Source organism: Chryseobacterium sp. RU33C, from assembly GCF_900156015.1.
Taxonomy (GTDB): Bacteria; Bacteroidota; Bacteroidia; order Flavobacteriales; family Weeksellaceae; genus Chryseobacterium; species Chryseobacterium candidae.
Map to the genome: position 1 here is coordinate 141,312 of NZ_FTMT01000010.1, position 17,000 is coordinate 158,311.

Annotated in this window: 20 protein-coding genes, 1 pseudogene and 1 riboswitch; of the genes and pseudogenes, 16 read left to right on the forward strand and 5 right to left on the reverse strand. The window is 35.2% G+C overall.

Features of this window, described 5'->3' with window-relative positions:
- Positions 1–34: 34 nt before the first annotated feature.
- Positions 35–565, reverse strand: a complete 531-nt coding sequence (locus BW946_RS10525; RefSeq protein WP_076596142.1) for a GNAT family N-acetyltransferase — start codon at positions 563–565, stop codon at positions 35–37.
- Between the two features lie 11 nt (positions 566–576).
- Positions 577–1,215 carry a leucine-rich repeat domain-containing protein gene (locus BW946_RS10530; protein ID WP_076596143.1) on the reverse strand — a complete coding sequence of 213 codons (639 nt, stop codon included), beginning with the start codon at positions 1,213–1,215 and terminating at the stop codon, positions 577–579.
- A gap of 52 nt (positions 1,216–1,267) precedes the next feature.
- On the opposite strand from BW946_RS10530, the gene BW946_RS10535 reads away from it, so the two are divergent.
- From BW946_RS10535 to BW946_RS10580, 10 genes are all read left to right on the forward strand, one after another.
- Complete coding sequence (locus BW946_RS10535; protein ID WP_083688849.1) at positions 1,268–2,251, forward strand: gliding motility lipoprotein GldB; 984 nt, start codon at positions 1,268–1,270, stop codon at positions 2,249–2,251.
- Positions 2,252–2,283: 32 nt separating this feature from the next.
- Positions 2,284–2,607, forward strand: a complete 324-nt coding sequence (gene gldC, locus BW946_RS10540) for a gliding motility protein GldC (protein WP_076596144.1) — start codon at positions 2,284–2,286, stop codon at positions 2,605–2,607.
- A gap of 132 nt (positions 2,608–2,739) precedes the next feature.
- Positions 2,740–3,882: a cystathionine gamma-synthase gene (locus tag BW946_RS10545; RefSeq protein WP_262484566.1), complete on the forward strand. Its 1,143-nt coding sequence runs from the start codon at positions 2,740–2,742 to the stop codon at positions 3,880–3,882.
- A gap of 67 nt (positions 3,883–3,949) precedes the next feature.
- Positions 3,950–4,402 carry a GNAT family N-acetyltransferase gene (locus BW946_RS10550; protein WP_076596163.1) on the forward strand — a complete coding sequence of 151 codons (453 nt, stop codon included), beginning with the start codon at positions 3,950–3,952 and terminating at the stop codon, positions 4,400–4,402.
- Positions 4,403–4,482: 80 nt separating this feature from the next.
- Complete coding sequence (locus tag BW946_RS10555; RefSeq protein WP_076596146.1) at positions 4,483–4,995, forward strand: DinB family protein; 513 nt, start codon at positions 4,483–4,485, stop codon at positions 4,993–4,995.
- Complete coding sequence (locus BW946_RS10560; protein WP_076596147.1) at positions 4,986–5,432, forward strand: hypothetical protein; 447 nt, start codon at positions 4,986–4,988, stop codon at positions 5,430–5,432. Before BW946_RS10555 ends, BW946_RS10560 begins: the two co-directional genes overlap by 10 nt.
- A gap of 6 nt (positions 5,433–5,438) precedes the next feature.
- Entirely contained in the window at positions 5,439–6,035 is a 597-nt protein-coding gene (locus BW946_RS10565) for a hypothetical protein (protein WP_076596148.1), read from the forward strand.
- Between the two features lie 113 nt (positions 6,036–6,148).
- Positions 6,149–6,697: an L-threonylcarbamoyladenylate synthase gene (locus BW946_RS10570; protein WP_047378653.1), complete on the forward strand. Its 549-nt coding sequence runs from the start codon at positions 6,149–6,151 to the stop codon at positions 6,695–6,697.
- Between the two features lie 107 nt (positions 6,698–6,804).
- Positions 6,805–7,149: a nuclear transport factor 2 family protein gene (locus BW946_RS10575; protein WP_076596149.1), complete on the forward strand. Its 345-nt coding sequence runs from the start codon at positions 6,805–6,807 to the stop codon at positions 7,147–7,149.
- 37 nt (positions 7,150–7,186) lie between these two features.
- Complete coding sequence (locus tag BW946_RS10580) at positions 7,187–8,605, forward strand: CCA tRNA nucleotidyltransferase (protein WP_076596150.1); 1,419 nt, start codon at positions 7,187–7,189, stop codon at positions 8,603–8,605.
- Between the two features lie 163 nt (positions 8,606–8,768).
- Here the strand turns inward: BW946_RS10580 and BW946_RS10585 are convergent, their stop codons facing one another.
- The 3 genes from BW946_RS10585 to pafA all read right to left on the reverse strand — a co-directional run bounded on the left by BW946_RS10585 (position 8,769) and on the right by pafA (position 13,726).
- Positions 8,769–9,839, reverse strand: coding sequence for a hypothetical protein (locus BW946_RS10585; protein WP_076596151.1), 1,071 nt, complete (start codon positions 9,837–9,839; stop codon positions 8,769–8,771).
- A 16-nt stretch (positions 9,840–9,855) separates the two neighbouring features.
- On the reverse strand, positions 9,856–11,697 hold the full coding sequence (locus tag BW946_RS10590; RefSeq protein ID WP_076596152.1) for a TonB-dependent receptor plug domain-containing protein: 1,842 nt from the start codon (positions 11,695–11,697) through the stop codon (positions 9,856–9,858).
- A gap of 32 nt (positions 11,698–11,729) precedes the next feature.
- Positions 11,730–11,907, reverse strand: a riboswitch (cobalamin riboswitch).
- Positions 11,908–12,079: 172 nt separating this feature from the next.
- On the reverse strand, positions 12,080–13,726 hold the full coding sequence (gene pafA / locus BW946_RS10595) for an alkaline phosphatase PafA (RefSeq protein ID WP_076596153.1): 1,647 nt from the start codon (positions 13,724–13,726) through the stop codon (positions 12,080–12,082).
- 101 nt (positions 13,727–13,827) lie between these two features.
- On the opposite strand from pafA, the gene BW946_RS10600 reads away from it, so the two are divergent.
- From BW946_RS10600 to BW946_RS10625, 6 genes and pseudogenes are all read left to right on the forward strand, one after another.
- Complete coding sequence (locus tag BW946_RS10600) at positions 13,828–14,613, forward strand: hypothetical protein (protein WP_076596154.1); 786 nt, start codon at positions 13,828–13,830, stop codon at positions 14,611–14,613.
- A 23-nt stretch (positions 14,614–14,636) separates the two neighbouring features.
- Positions 14,637–15,029 carry a VOC family protein gene (locus BW946_RS10605; protein ID WP_076596155.1) on the forward strand — a complete coding sequence of 131 codons (393 nt, stop codon included), beginning with the start codon at positions 14,637–14,639 and terminating at the stop codon, positions 15,027–15,029.
- A gap of 17 nt (positions 15,030–15,046) precedes the next feature.
- Positions 15,047–15,583 carry a GNAT family N-acetyltransferase gene (locus BW946_RS10610; RefSeq protein ID WP_076596156.1) on the forward strand — a complete coding sequence of 179 codons (537 nt, stop codon included), beginning with the start codon at positions 15,047–15,049 and terminating at the stop codon, positions 15,581–15,583.
- Positions 15,584–15,664: 81 nt separating this feature from the next.
- Positions 15,665–15,895: a hypothetical protein gene (locus BW946_RS10615; protein ID WP_076596157.1), complete on the forward strand. Its 231-nt coding sequence runs from the start codon at positions 15,665–15,667 to the stop codon at positions 15,893–15,895.
- 113 nt (positions 15,896–16,008) lie between these two features.
- The gene (locus tag BW946_RS10620; protein WP_076596158.1) at positions 16,009–16,599 is read left to right on the forward strand and encodes a putative glycolipid-binding domain-containing protein; all 591 of its coding nucleotides are present in this window, start codon (positions 16,009–16,011) and stop codon (positions 16,597–16,599) included.
- A gap of 191 nt (positions 16,600–16,790) precedes the next feature.
- Positions 16,791–17,000, forward strand: a pseudogene (locus BW946_RS10625) (T9SS C-terminal target domain-containing protein); the annotation flags it as partial.

Here is a 17,000-nt window from a genome sequence, read left to right on the forward strand (position 1 = left end):
TTGGTCGTCTTTTTCTCTTCCTGTTATACTGTTATCATTTTTTATTATAGTTTTCCCGCTTCAGTTCGTACCAGAAGCAAATTCCGTCAGGTTCTTCAAATTCACTGGTTTTTTCAAATCCTAATTTTCTTAAAATATGGTTGGAAGCATCATGTTCGGAATGAGCATACGCATAAATAACTTCTGCATTAAGATCATTAAAACCATACTCCAGAGAAGCTTTTCCAGATTCCGTAGCATACCCTTTTCCCCATGATTCCGGCAGAAAACGGTATCCCAGTTCCAATACATTTTTGTACCCATTGGTTTCATGGGTAAGTAATTTCAACCCGCTCCAACCTATCAGAAGTCCGCTTTCTTTTTCCACCACTCCAAATCTTCCGACTCCATTTTCCTCATACTGTTTCTGAATCATGCTGATGACCTTTTTTGATTCATTGATATCCTTCAAAACCGGTACACCAATGTATTTCATGACTTCAGGATTGGAATCCAGCAGAAATACGCGTTCAAAATCATCATCTTCGAGCTTTCTTAAAATAAGTCGTTCAGTTTCTATTTTCATAATTATTAGTTTTATTCTTCAGCTCCAAAAATGGTCACCTCTGCTTTTGTGCTTTTTTTTATATCTGTTTTTCTTATCTTATTCCCTGCTATATTAAGGGTTTGTAAGGCAGAATTACCGGAAATATCAATTTGCTGAAGCTTATTATGTTCTACATTCAGTTTTCTTAATACTTTAAACTGAAGCAGATTTATTGTTTTTAATTGATTTAAAGATAATGTTAATTGATCAATTTTTGGAATTCCTGTCAGCGAAATACTTTCCAACAGGTTATTATCCAGGTATAATGAGGTTAAATTTTTCAGGTTTTCTGCTTTGAATGAGGATATTTTACATTGTGTGCACGAAAACAATTCCAGCTGATCAAGATTGTTTACTACAATATTCGGGATCATATTATCATCAAGGACAATCATTTTTACATTTTTAAAAAGATGCAGATCTTCTGTGGTAGTAATTCCCTTTTTAACAAGAAACAGATTCGTAATCATACCAGCTTCAGTGGATTCAAGCACTCCGTTTTTATTCACGTCAAAATTTTCGAGTACTGCTTTTTCAAAGTTTTTATCTTTAAATTCAAGTGTTTGTCCATAGAAAAAAGGAAGTCCTGAAATAAGGCAAACGGTTGTAAATATTTTTATTTTCATCATTAATTGTGTATTTAATCCTTATTTTTGTAAACTTAAATTCCATGTAAAAATAATGAAGATTTTTAGATATATTGCACTTTCTTCTCTTTTAGCTGCCGGACTTATTTCCTGCAAAAAAGAACCTGAAAATCAATGGAAGGTAGAAGTAAAACAAACTGCCCAAAAAGTTGACATCACAGATATTTCCAAAGAATTTTACAATCCGGATATTCCTCTGGATCAGTTTAAAGCTAAGTTCCCGTGGTTTCAGGGAAGTGTTTCTGATGCTGATTTTGGAAAAAGAAGAGCGGATGCTGAAGAGATAAAAATCTACAAGGAAGCTATTGGAAAAATAGATCAGACAAAGCTGCAAAATGAGCTTCAGAGTTTATTTTCGCACATCAAGTATTATTTCCCACAATTTAAAAATCCCAAAGTATATCTGTTTTCATCTGCCCTACAGATGGTTCAGGATCCGATATTTTATGATGAAAAAGGGAATCTCTTATTTATAGATGTTACTGGTTTTATGGGTGATGGAAATCCCAATTATAAAGGACTGGAGCTGTATTTTCAAAAATCGATGAACCCGCAGAATATTGTTCCGAAGGTATCACAGCTTTTTGCAGAAAATATTGTCACAGAATCTCCTGATCATCAGAAATTCATTGATCAGATTATTCTGAACGGAAAAGTAATGATTCTTCAGGATGCTTTTCTTCCGGATACGCCTGATTATCTGAAAATGAATTATACTCAGAAGCAATATGAATGGGCTGCCGGTAATGAGGCGAATATCTGGAATTATTTTGTAGAAAGTAATCTGATCTTCGGCGATGATCCTAGACTGGGAGAACGTTTTATTTCACCCGGACCATTCTCGAAGTTTTATACAGAAATCGACAATGAATCTTCCCCGCAAATCGGGATTTTTACAGGATGGCAGATCTGTAAAGCATATCTTAAGGAAAAACCTGAAACGAAGTTAACAGAGTTCCTGAAAATGGATGCTACCACAATTTTTAATCAATCCGGTTATAAACCGAAACTTAAATAAAGAAAATTTTAGAATTTAGAAAAAATAGAAAAATGAGAAAGACTCAGATTACGATAGATGTTGAGCTTGATGAAAATCACGTACCGGAAAATATTACATGGAATGCTCAGGATGGTGGTATAGAAAAACAAGATACCAAAGCTACCATGATTTCCGTATGGGATGATAAAACAAGAGAAGCATTAAGAATTGATCTTTGGACCAAGGAAATGCCTGTAGACCAGATGAAGATGTTTATCCACCAGATTTTAATATCTTTAGGAAGCACGTATCAGAGAGCAACCGGAGAAGAGGATGTAGCGCAGTGGATGGAGGAAATTGCAGAAGAATTTGCGGTAAAATCTGCTATTAAGTAAAAAATACAATTGCAATAAGCAGGAGGCAGTAAGCGGTAAGCTTTTTGCATTCAGCTAGAGCAACTTTTATTAAAAACAATGAACATTAATCAATAGATATATCTGCTTAATGTTCAAAGCCTAAAGCAAAAAATTATGAATTTTAACACAAAAGTAATTCATGGAGGGCAGCACCACGAGTCTGCAACTGGTTCTGTAAATGTACCTGTATTTTTAACCTCTACGTTTGCACAGAAAAGCCCGGGAATACATTCCGGATATGAATATTCAAGAGCTGCTAATCCTACAAGACAGGCATTAGAGGATTCTTTGGCAAGTATTGAAAACGGAGCGAGAGGTTTAGCTTTCGGTTCTGGTCTTGCTGCGATCGACTGTGTTTTGAAATTATTAAATCCAGGTGATGAAGTGATTGCTGTAGATGATCTTTACGGAGGAACTTACAGAATGTTCACCAGACTTTTTGAAAAATACCAGCTGAAATTTACCTTCGTGAATTTTGACGATACTTCTAAAATTGCTGATGTTATCACGGATAAAACAAAACTGATCTGGGTAGAAACTCCAACTAATCCTTTGATGAAATTAGTAGATATCAAAGCGGTTGTAGATATTGCAAAAGGAAAAGATATTTTAGTAGCTGTAGACAATACTTTTGCTACGCCTTATATCCAGAGACCTATTGATTTGGGAGCTGACATTGTAATGCATTCTGCAACAAAATATTTAGGAGGACACTCCGATGTGATTGCAGGAGCTCTTATTGCTAAAGATGCTGAGCTGGGAGAAAAGCTTCACTTTATCCAGTTTGCAAGTGGTGGTATTTTGGGACCTCACGATTCTTACCTGGTATTGAGAGGAATCAAAACATTGGCATTGAGAATGCAGAGACACTCTGATAACGGTCTTGCAGTAGCAAAATATTTGGAAACTCATCCGGCGGTAGATAAAGTAATTTATCCGGGATTGGAATCTCACCCTCAATATGCATTGGCAAAATCTCAGATGAAGGAATCCGGAGGAATGGTGTCATTCACTTTCAAATCAGGAAAGAAAGAAGATGCGATCAAATTCCTGGAAAAAGTAAGAGTATTCACCTTAGCAGAATCTTTAGGAGGAGTAGAATCTCTGGCCAATCATCCTGCTTTGATGACACATGCTTCAATTCCCGCAGAAAAACGTGCTGAACTGGGAATCACCGATGACCTTGTTCGTTTAAGCGTAGGTATTGAGGATGCAGAAGATCTTATTGCAGATCTTGAGAAAGCTTTTTCTTAACATACCATACATTAAAATGAGAAGGATTACATCATCTTTCTCATTTTATTATAACACCGCCAATACTATGAAAAATACAAGAAAAGCTGTTCTTTCCGACTTACCACAACTGGCGGAATTGTTTGATCAGTACAGAATATTTTATCATAAAACATCAGATATTCCCGCAGCTGCCAATTTTCTTCAGGAAAGACTGGAAAATAAGGACTCCGAAATTTTTGTTGCAGAAGAAAACGGAATCCTGACAGGCTTTGTACAGCTATATCCCATATTTTCATCTACAAGAATGCAGCGTTACTGGCTGTTGAACGACCTTTACGTCAATATAAACCACAGAGGAAAAGGCTATTCTAAAAAGCTGATTGAAGAATCTAAAGAACACTGCCGTTCATCAAAAGCATGTGGTATTCTTTTAGAAACAGGAAAAAGCAATGATATCGGAAATCAGCTTTATCCAGCCTGTGGCTTTGAACTGTATGACTCCGTAAATTTCTACGAGTGGACTAATCATGAGCAATGAGTAATAAGTAATTTATACATTACACTCACTATGCCGAATCTAGAAACTAGAAAACCCGTACCCCAAAAAGAAAAAATGATATGACCGACTTTCAAAAATATATTCAAAGATACTTAGATCAGATTCCATCAGGAAACTGGATCAACGAACTGCAGATATCTGCCGACAAAACCATTGGAATTTATTCCAATCTTACCGAAGAACAATCTAATTTTTCTTATGCAGAAGGAAAATGGACATTGAAAGGACTTCTACTCCACTTATCCGATACAGAAAGAGTTTTCCAGTACAGAATATTAGCTTTCGCAAGAGGAGAAAAAAACAACCTTCCGGGATTTGACGAGAATGAATATGCAGACCAATCTTTTGCCAGTGAAAGAACTCTTGAGTCTCTTCTGGAGGAATACAAACTGGTAAGAAAATCTTCTCAGATTCTACTGGAAACGCTTCAACCTTCTGCTCTACAAAATACAGGTACAGCCAATGGCCATGAAATTACGGTAGAAACCATCGGAAAGCTTATTGTAGGTCACAATTATCACCACCTGAATATTATTGAGGAAAGGTATTTATCGAAATTGGGATGGATGTAGGAAAACGAATTACTCTTATCAGCCTGTTAATTTTTATCCTATCTCTTTGTTTTAACGCTTTTAAAGTTGAAGATATGGGAGAGATTAAAAATTATAAATCATTTGAAACTTTTCTTATAGGTCCGATTAGCTTTTTAGGCGGGGGCTTATTTGAATTTCTGGTATGGACAGCTAATATTTGGTTCTCTATTGCAGTGATATTCTGTTATAAAAAATATTTTTTAATTTCTTTGATATTGGCTACAATAGCTTTTTTCATTGCTGGAACATTTTTTTTCTGGAAGGAAATTCTGGCTGCAGAAAATGGAAGAATGGGAAGAATATACAGCTTGGAAACAGGTTATTTTTTGTGGATAGCTTCTATTACATTTTTAATAGTTGGCTCATTATATTTATCCATAAAATCTAAACTTAACAACCCTAAAATATCATCCTAATTTCCAATGAGATCACTAAAAAACTTAAAGATCACAGAGAGTATTCAAACTGAAAAATTAATTTTTGAAGAAAGTTCATACGATAAGTTTGATGCCATCTCGATCTATTTTGGATTTTCAGCATTGGCAGGAGCTTCTCTGCTGTTATTAAAAGAAGTAGATTTTTCTCTTAATAATAGCTTCGAGTGTGCAATTCTTATAAGTTTATTTATCCTTAGCATATATGTTCTGTATTGTAAATACACCGAAAAACATTTAAAAGAAATTAAATTTGAAATTCCCAAAGAAGAAGCTAAAAGCAGAATCATTGAGTATGGAAAAAAACATCATCATAGAATTTCAATGATTTCAGGTAACCTGATTTTCCTTAATGAACCGACTGATCTCTACAGTTTAGGTAAAGATTATGAACAGACAACCATTGTATTTTTTAAAAACAATGCTATTCTTTATACTTTAATTAAAGAAGGTTCAAAATCAAATTTTCCTGTCTTGATTTCACAACATCTTACCAAAAAAGATTTAAAAAAAATACTGCATCCTGATTATATTGAGCCTATTAAGCGTACAACTTATTTTAATTCATTTTTTCACGGATTATAATCTTTGTATTTTGTTATAATCATCAAACTGACAAACCACATTTATATCCTTATTTTTTGCCTGAAATTCATAGATTTTCTACCTTTATCCACTGATTGAATTCACATACAATTATGGAACATATTATTGAAATATTAAAATCCGGCGGAACCATTCTTTACCCTACAGATACAATATGGGGAATTGGCTGTGATGCTACCAATATAGAAGCTGTCAATAAAATTTTTGACATCAAAAAGCGTGAAAAAAACAAATCCATGATTATCCTTGTAGAATCTGAAAAAAGACTACAGGATCTGGTGGATGTTCCTGAAATGGCATGGGAAATTATTGATCTGAGTGAAAAGCCGGTAACGATTGTTTATGAAAACCCCAGAGGTTTACCCAAAGAACTTCTTGCAGAAGACGGAAGCATCGGAATCCGATTGGTAAAAAATGATTTCTGTAAAAAACTGATTACAAAACTGAACAGACCTTTAGTATCTACTTCTGCCAATTTCAGTGGGGAGAAAAGTCCGCTAAAATTCTCCGATATTTCTGAGGAGATGATCAGCCTTGTAGATTACGCAGTGGAAGAAGACAGAGAAAAGGTTTCAAAATACTCAGGTTCATCAGTAATCAAAATATGGAATGACAACAGGATAAAAGTTCTTAGAGAATAAGAATTCTGAACTTTTATGTTAATTTTTTAGAGTCTTGTCAGTTTATATCGGCAGGATTTCTTTTTTTTAATTCTATCTTTGCAAACTCAACTCATAAACTATTTGCTATGGATCATCATGAATTTGCTCAACTGTGGATTAATGCATGGAATTCTCATGATCTGGAGGATATACTTTCCCATTATTCGGATGATATTGAGATCACCACTCCTATGATCGCACTGGCTACCGGCGGTAAAGAAAGCTCTTTAAAAGGAAAAGAGGCAGTTCGTGAATACTGGAGAAAAGCATTGGATAAATTTCCGGATCTTCATTTTGATCTGATACATTCCACTGCGGGAGTAGATTCGGCAGCATTATTTTATAAGTCGATTATGAATAAACATGCTGTTGAAGTCATGTTTTTTAATGAAGAGGGAAAAATTAGTAGAATGTATGCTCATTATGATTAATGGGTAACATACGTAGAAATTGTCACTATTATTAACGATGAAAATTAATCTTAATCAAAATAAGAATTTAAAACTATTTAAAATCATTTCTGAAGCAGCAGAAAGGAATAACCAGTCCGTATACATTGTGGGCGGTTATGTACGAGACCTTCTGATGAACAGAAAAGCTTCTACGGATATAGATTTTGTAACGGAACAAAGCGGTATTGAGCTTGCTCAGAACGTAGCTCAGGATATAGATCCTAAATTAAAGGTTTCTGTATTCAAAACTTATGGCACGGCCATGATCAAGTATAAAGAACTTGAACTTGAGTTTGTGGGAGCAAGAAAGGAAAGCTATACAGAAAACAGCCGGAAGCCGGAAGTGGAAGGCGGAAGCTTGGAAGATGACCAGAAAAGAAGAGATTTTACCATCAATGCGATGGCTATTTCTTTAAATAAAAATAATTTCGGAGAACTGATTGATCCGTTTAACGGAGTCGGAGATCTTGAAAATGAGATTTTAAGAACACCTTTAGAACCGGCGCAAACCTATTCTGATGATCCTTTGAGGATGATGAGAGCAGTGCGTTTTGCTTCTACTTTAAATTTTAAAATCGAGGAAGACTCTCTGAAAGCTATCCAGCAGGAAGCAGAAAGAATCAAGATTGTTTCTATGGAAAGAATCATGGTGGAATTCAATAAAATCATGCTTTCTGAAAAACCATCTATCGGACTGAGACTGATGGAACAAACCGGTCTTATGAAACTGATTATTCCTGAATTAATCGAACTGAAAGGCGTAGAAGAAGTAGAAGGACAAACCCATAAGGACAACTTTTATCACACCCTGGAAGTTGTAGATAATATTTCTGTGAATACAGATAATCTTTGGCTTCGCTGGGCTGCTCTACTCCATGATATAGGAAAAGCTCCAACTAAAAAGTTTGTAGAAGGAACGGGATGGACATTTCACGGACATGAATTTTTAGGTTCAAAAATGGTAAAAACGCTTTTTCAAAGATTAAAATTACCTTTGGGAAGTGATATGAAATATGTGCAGAAAATGGTAAAGCTTTCATCAAGACCAATTGCTTTGATTACTGATGATGCTTCAGATTCTGCGTTGAGAAGGCTTTTATTTGATGCCGGAGAAAATCTGGAAGATCTTTTTACGCTTTGCAAGGCAGATATTACCACTAAAAATCCTAAAAAGCAGGAGAAATTCAAAAGAAACTTTGAATATGTAGCGGTAAAAATCAAAGAAGTAGAAGAAAAGGATCAGGTAAGAAATTTCCAGCCGCCCATCACCGGAGAAGAGATTATGGAAATGTTTAATCTTAAACCGGGCCGTGAAATTGGTATCCTGAAAGAGAAAGTGAAAGAAGCTATTCTTGAGGGTGAAATTCCTAATGAAAAAGAAGAAGCGACAAAATTTGTTATTGCTGAAGCAAAAAAATTGGGACTGACAATCTAATTCAATACAAATACGAAAAAGCCCGGCGGGATGTTCCATCCCGCCGGGCTTTTTCGTATTCAAAATATAAAACAAAGCCGGCCGGTTTCTTCGAAACCGGTCGAAAAAAAACACAAATGATGAAAAAATAAAAAATTATAAGATATACGCGGAAGCGTAGTATTTAGTTTTTATAGAATCCATTTGTTCCAATTCCTGCAGTAAAGTTTTTCAGTAAAATACCGTTAGAGGCATTATAAACATTCACTTTACCATCTGTACTATAATTTGCATCTGCAGCAAAAATTTTACCATCGATTACGTTGAATCCATATACATCCCCTACAGCTGTAGTAATAGGAGTCGTTGGAACTGTTGTAGATCCAACAGCCATTGTATATATCTTATTGGTGTCGGTGATAAAATAGAATCTGTCATTATCAGCTCTAAGCTTCTGAACTTTAGGTATAGCTGTCAAAGTGGTAGTTTCATAAGTACCGTTTGCCGTATTAATCTTATAGATAAATGAATTTGTATTGTCTGAAACCAGTACATAAGCATTTCCTTTATATGAGATAAGGTCTTTAATAATTCCTACGTTTGGAAGATTTACCGTATAACTTACCACATTTGTAGACGGATTCACAACGGTTACAGTATATCCTGTCGGAATTGGATTCCAGCTTGAGTCGTAACCCACACCGTCAGTCTGAACAACGATACTTCCGCTTGCTTCAACTACTTTTTCAGCAGCGTTTGTAAAATCAATACTTTTTACAAAGGAGTTATCCGAAATATTATAAATATTAAGTTTTCTTTTGTGAGTATCAAAATTATTGTTGGTTACATAATATTGGTTTCCTGAAAAAGCAATATATCTTGCGCCATCCAGGTTAGCCGTTACAGTAGTCAGTTTCTTGAATGTATAACGGTCTACAATGTCAATCTTATTAGGAATATTACATACCAGATAAGCAAGGTTTCCATTGAATCCTATTGTCTGAAGGACTTTCCCCAGGTCTTCCTTATTATTACTCATTCCATAGATCTTATTAAATACTGTAGTAAGATCATTGCTTACAAAGGAAACTTCAGAAGTTGTTGTGGTAAAACCACCTTCATTGGAGATAAGCACTCCGGAGTCAAATCTAAGCGTTCCATCATCAGTACTTTCATAGCTGCTGTCTGTGCTGCATGAAACATTGAAAAGTAACATAGAAGCGAATGCAAGAGATAAAATTTTTCTAATATTCATATATAATTAATTTATTTTAAAAATTGATATTTAAAGTGAGACTATAATTTCGTTTAGGTAATGGATAAGAAAGCATGGTATAATAGGTTTCATTCAAAATATTATTTATTTTAAAACCTAGGGTATAATTTTTAAAGAAAGTTGTACTGACACCGGCATTCATCACAAAATATGGATCTAAAGCATCACTCTTGGTTTCATTAGAATCTGTATACGTTAATCCATTAAACATCCCTTGTACATACACCTTCACAAAGTCATACTGATAGTCTATGTTTCCAATAAATTTATGAAGAGGCACATACATAAGCTTCTTTTGAATATCAAGATCTGTTGACTTTGTATAAGAATATCCAAGATTAGATTTCAAAATATGTTTTCCAAGTTTTTTCTCAAATTCCAGTTGGGACTCCAGTCCATATGTTTCTACTCTATTGGTATTTGAAGCTCCATAATATCCGGCAGGAGTTCTTAACCATCGGATCATATCCCGGATATTCATGTAATAAGGAGTAACGGAAAGTTTGAAGTCTCCTATTTTAAAGTGGTTTCTTAATTCAAATTGGTAAGAAGTTTCCGGTTTTAAATTCATATTACCTCCCTGAGCCCAATACAAATCGTTAAATGATGGTGCTCTGAAGTTTCTTGAAAAATTGAATTCAGCATCATACCATTTTACAATATCCCATTTTCCTGAAAAAGAAAGCAGAACAGGAGAGCTGATATCTTCTACAAAATCTTTCTTGATTCCTGCTTCAAAACGCAAATCTTTTGTTGGAAAATAACGCAGTAATCCTGCAATAGATCCTGCACTTCTGTTAATATTTCCAATTCCTGAACTACCTGCTCCATTCCCTTTATTAATTTGAAATTCGCCGATAATATTAACATTCCACTTTGAATTCAGAAAATAATTAAAATCATTTTTCAGAATATAATTCTTCCCTACCCCTCCGCTGGTTTCAGCACCGTTAATATTACCAAAGTACTGGAAATTTTCCTCTGTATAGGCTGTTTTGAATGAGTTACTAAATTTTATGGTACTCCAATCCCAGGAAAGTAAACTTCGGGTATTCTGAGTTTCATATTTTGTTTTGTTTTCCAAATCTCCAAAATGAACAGGATAATGTTGTTGCCCATTAAAAAATTCTGATATCCAGGAAATCTGATGATGCGGAGCAATTTTATAGGCTGTTGCTATATTGATATTCGTATTATAATATTGTCCGTTATCATTACTGTAAGTTTTTCTTTTATCCACCTCAACCTGATAATCATTTTTACTTATTGAGTGATTGCCAGAAACTTTAAAAGTGAACTTATCATTACTGTAAGAACCTTTTACAAAATTATTATAGGTATTAAAAGAAGCGGCTTCTGAAAATAATGAACCATGGAAACCTTTATTAAAATCAAGGGTATTATTCAGGTGAATACTTCCCCCTATGGCACCACTTCCATAGATTACACTTCCACCACCAGCTTTTATACCAATCTGATCATAGCCGAACAAAGCAATATTATTGATATCTCCTTGTCCTAAAAAATTAGAATTGATATTAATTCCGTTCCATACAAATGCAGTCTGCTGGGCGGTAGTTCCTCTGAAAGAAGGGGAAGAAACAGCACCACGCCCGTTTTCTTTGATATAAACCTGTGACTGAAATCTCAGGAGTTCTGAAAGGTTACTGGAGTTTTTCCCGGCCTCTTCTGCCGAAATTGTTTTTACGGGATGAAAAAGCTTCACCCTGTTCATCTGGTTGTCGAAGACATAAATAGTGTCAATGGTTTTCTCTTGTCCAAAAAGAAAACAGCCATAAGATGAAAAAAGCAGTACTAAAGATCTTTTTATATCCATTCCTTTTTACTTTTCCTCCGAAAGCAATATGTTTTTATAATTACAACTCTGGCAGGTCTCCTGACTTTCGCATTCTGCACCTTCCCGTTATATACAGTGGTTTTTTGCAGAAACTTTTGTTGCGATTTACAGTTGCGGGGACAGTCCGGGAGTTACACCCGATTCCCTTTTCATTCCAAAATACTGGAAACCAAAATTTTTGCAAAGATAGTTTTTTATGTGTATATGCCAAAAAATAGGGATTAGAAACAGATAGTATCTTTTAAGACCGGGAAATCCTTTCTCAGGAAAACGCCAGATTCAAAATTTGATGGGAAATGAATAATAAAATAGCTGCTTCCAGTTGAAAGCAGCTATATATCATGAAATAACGTTTAATTAATTATTTACCAATAACTTCGGTAATCGGGTTTCCTACATTTCCGCTTGGGAACTGAATTTTCAATAGAGAAGATACTGTTGGAGCAATATCTGTCATATGATATTCCTTATTGCTTTCTCCCTGTTTTACTCCCCATCCCATAAAGATCAACGGAATATGAGAATCGTAAGAATTCCATACGCTGTGTGTAGTTCCTGTTTTAGAATATGGCGGAAGCATAGAGTCATGAGAAATTAACTGGATATCTCCACTTCTCTGTCTGTTGATTCCATTAATAATTCTTTGTTTGATTGGCTCCGGAATGCTTGACTCCTGAACTTTGTCTACAGAAACAGCATATAAAACGGCAGGATCTTTCTCAATTTCTTTTACAGCAAAGTTTCTTACATCATCCAGCTCAAGCTTATTGTCTGCCAATACTTTTCTGTCGAAATAAACCTGGTAGTTATCAATGGCATTAACCAGTTTATCTGCCCCAAATTTCTCTTTCAGTTTCTGGTTCAGATTCTTTTCCGCATCTTCTCCGAAGAAACCTGTCGGGATTTTATGTTCTTTAAGGAATCCCACAGAATGTGCTCCACCATGGTCGGCAGAAAGGAAAACGGTATACTCTCCTTTTCCTACCTTTGAATCAAGATACTTGAAAAATTCAGCTAGATCCTGATCTAATCTGATATAAACATCTTCCACTTCAATAGAATTCGGTCCGAATTTATGGCCTGCATAATCTGTAGATGCCAGGTTGATGGCTAAAAAGTCTGTGATATTATCTCCACCCAGTTTTTCACCTTCTACAGAAGCTTCTGCCAGTTTCAATGTCAATGTATTTCCGAAAGGCGTATAACGGATGTTATCTTTTTTAGTCTGATAGTCTTTTGCTAAATTACTGTAAGGGAAAGTAGGTGTTTTTGCACTTCCCAGCAAACCTTCCCAGGGAGAATTGTCCGGTGCACTTTCTGTATATTCATTGATTGGAAGTAAAGTATTCCAGCCATTGGCTACTAATTTTTCAGGAAGATTCTGAGAATTGAATGATTTTACCCATTGCGGAAGATCATTCATATACCATGTACTGGTAATGAAATTCCCTGTACTGTCATCAAACCAGAAAGCTCCGTTTGGAGTATGTCCTGCTGGAAGAATGGAAGCACGGTCTTTCAAGGAAACCCCCACTACTTTTCCCTGGAAATTTGTTGCCAGTCTCAATTCGTCAGTTACTGTGGTAGACCAAAGATTTTTAGGAGAGTGGCTTCCCGTTTTTATATTGGCAGTTCCTACCGGCTGAACGCTGTCATCTGCAGTACAATAAACTCCTTTACCCGTTTCTTTATCCGTCCAGTCGTTTCCTGCAATCCCGTGAATTGCCGGTACAGATCCCGTATAGATACATGTATGTCCCAAAGCCGTAATGGTAGGAACATAAGGAATATGTACATTATTTAAAGAATATCCTGTATTCAAAAGTCTTTTGAAACCATCATTTCCATATTTACCATAAAAACGGTATAAATAGTCCCAACGCATCTGGTCTACTACCAGACCCACAACCAATTTAGGCCTTTCAAGTTGTGTATTTCTGTTCTTCTGTGCATTGATTGTAACTACGGAGAATAAAGTAGCTGCCGCAATTGAAATGTTCCTAAGCATCCAAGTAAATTTTATTGGTGACAAATTTAAGGGTTTTGAAAGTTTTGGAGTGTGAAATTTTATTTAAATTTGATTATTGTACAATTATCAACCAATCTTTTATGATTTTAGGTGTATACTGGTATTTCAAATTCCCGGATCATTTATATGACTTTCAGTTTTTCAAATTCTATCCGGGACTTGGAGGGCACGCCGATACCCCAGCTGAATTGACCGCCAGAATACAGGTGGAAAATACAGATGATTTTGTCCATCAGCTGGAATCGCTAAAATCAGGTTTCAAAAGAACATATTTACACCTGAATATCGATGAAAATCAAATCGTCATCAATATCGGTGACTATATGCTTTTTGATTTCCACTTTCAGTTTGCATTAGAAATAGAAAACCTATTAATCCGGGAAAATGCTTTATCCGTGGGTTTCAGCATTCCTTTTACCATTCAGTCCACCAAAAGTTTTGCTCCGGAAAGGGAAGAATTCAAAAATATAGAACACCGTTTCATTCAGATGGTGGGTTCTGACTTCAAAAAAAGTAATGCAGAAAATTATGCTGCCAGAATTGATTGCAATCTTCCTTTACCATACAAACAGAGGCTTATTGATGACTTAGTATCGATATGTAGAGAGGAAAACATCCATGTATTTTACTATAATGATTTCGATTGTAAAGATCATTGTAACCTGATGCTCTTTTTCACCAATGGCCGACAGAGAAAAGATTCTTTTCAGAAGGTTGACATCAATTCATTTGGGAGTAAAGTAAGACAACTTACCCAGAAATACCCTCTTCATTTCGGTCATTTCGGAAGCTTTAAAGAGTATCCTTTACTCGGGCCTCATATAGAACTGATAGTAGACGGAGAATATATTATAAATAAGAAATAAAAAAACCATTTAAATTCAATCATATGATCAAATTTAAGTATGTCATTCTCTATGTAGAAGATGTAGAACAGTCTATGAATTTTTATAAAAACACCTTTGGCTCTGAAATAAAATTCATTACGCCCGAAAAAGATTATGGTGAACTGCTGACCGGAGAAACTAGTCTGTCATTCGCCTCCGTGAGCCTGGCTAATTCCAATATTAAAAAAGGATTCAAAACAGCAAAAACTGAAGACAAACCGTTCGGGATGGAACTGGGGTTTACAACGGATGATATAGAGGCTTTGGTAGAAAAAGCAATAAAAAACGGAGCCGTCCTTTATGAAGATATCGCCATAAAACCATGGGGACAAAAAACAGCTTATATCAAAGATCCCAACAACTACCTTGTAGAAATCTGTACTGAAATGCAATAAGCGTAAAACAAACTGATTTGGAAATAAGAAGATTACAAAAACTCACCTTTGATCCCACCTTAACTTGGGGACATAATGGTTATACAACGAATATAAGATATGTGGTATCCTCCATAGAGGTTGGAAGTTCTTTTGAGTTTATTCTGAAAGAAAAAGCTTTACCATACAACAAAATCTGGGAAACAACTTCCGAAGATCTTGAAGAATTGAATACCATCATTGAACAGGGAAATTCCTTCGGAGCCTATGTGGATGGAGAAATTGCAGGCTGGATCATCTGCGAACAAAGAATATGGAACAACAGTTTTTATATTGAAAATATCCTGATCAATGAAAAATACAGAAGACAGGGAATCGGGATCATGCTGATTAAAAGCGCCATTAAAGAAGCCAGGAAATTAAACAGCAGAGTGATTGAGCTGGAAACCCAGAATACGAACTATCCTGCGATACAGTTTTACAGAAGAATGGGATTCAATATTACAGGACTGAATACAAGATTATATGAAAATGCAGAGGAAATTGCGCTTTTTATGACCTTGGATATAGAATAATTTTTCTAAATACATTAAAACACTTGTTAGTGTGTTGAAAATTTTATACATTAGTAATCAACAAATTAAAAAATAATTACTATGAAAAACCTGAAAAAGCTCAAGAGAAATCAGCTGGTTCTGATCAGTGGTGGCGACACTCCTTATGCATTGTGTGACATGGATGGTAATTGTCCGCCCACTACAGGCTCTTATTATTGTAGTGGCGGTACCTGTTACAGAGTGTCCGGCGGCGGTGGCAACCCCGGATGCAATGAACCTATGCGTCTTTGCCAGGAATGGGAAACAGGATGCGGATGCGTTTATATGTAAAAAATATTTGTTAGATAAAATTTTGTTGAGGGCGGTTTTTACCGCTCTTTTTTGCAACCAGCCATAGCATTCATTAACTTGCATTTCTTAATAATACATCAAAGAATATCATTATGAAAACATTGATCTGGAAAGGAATCTATTATCAGTCCCTTGAATATTTTAATTTATTTTCCAATGATAAAAACTATACGGTAGAATCAAAAATCATCGGTTGTCATGAAAATAACATCTATGCTTTAGACTATAGGATTCTCATAGATAAAGACTGGATTATTCAGGATTTTTTGATCGAATCTGAAATTAATAAGGTTAAAAGAATTTTTTCGGGAAAAAGAAACCAGAACCAATGGGAAATCAATGGGGTTATACATTCTGAATATAATAATTTCAAGTTCATAGACATTTCTCTCACTCCTTTCACCAATACCCTGCCGATCAATAATTTAAAACTTTCAGAGAGCAGTTCTCAAAAGATTGATGTCATGTATATTGATGTGCTACAAGATCATATCAGACCCGGACAGCAACAATATACCCGGACAGCTGTTAATAAATACCTGTATGAAAATATCGAAACCGATTTTAAAGCTGAAATTTCGGTGGATAAAAGTGGATTAGTAACCAACTACCCTGAATTATTTGAAAAAATTGCTGACTCTGACTCTGAAACAACCAATAATAATTTAGTCAGGAATAATTAATCAAAATATATTTTAAATTATAAAATAACACGATGAGCTTTGTCGTTGCGTGTAAATAATTTTGCTTCAGATTAAAATAAAATAATAAATAGCATATTTTACATTAAATCACATTAATATGATTTTCACATCTTAAAAAGAATTAAATTAGCATGGTTTTAAAAACTAATTACTAACTCAGAAAACATAGAATGAAAAAAATCTATCTCGGTGCATTTACTTTATGCACAGCCCTGGGCGTATCTGCTCAGGAAGTGGTATGGCAGAAGGACATCCAATCCTCTACCCAGGATTTTCTAAGCCAGATTACTACAACCATTGACGGACAGTATCTTGTCTCAGGAAGTTCCATTCAAAGCGATAAACTTCAACAGAACAGCAAACAAAACAACGGTTATGAT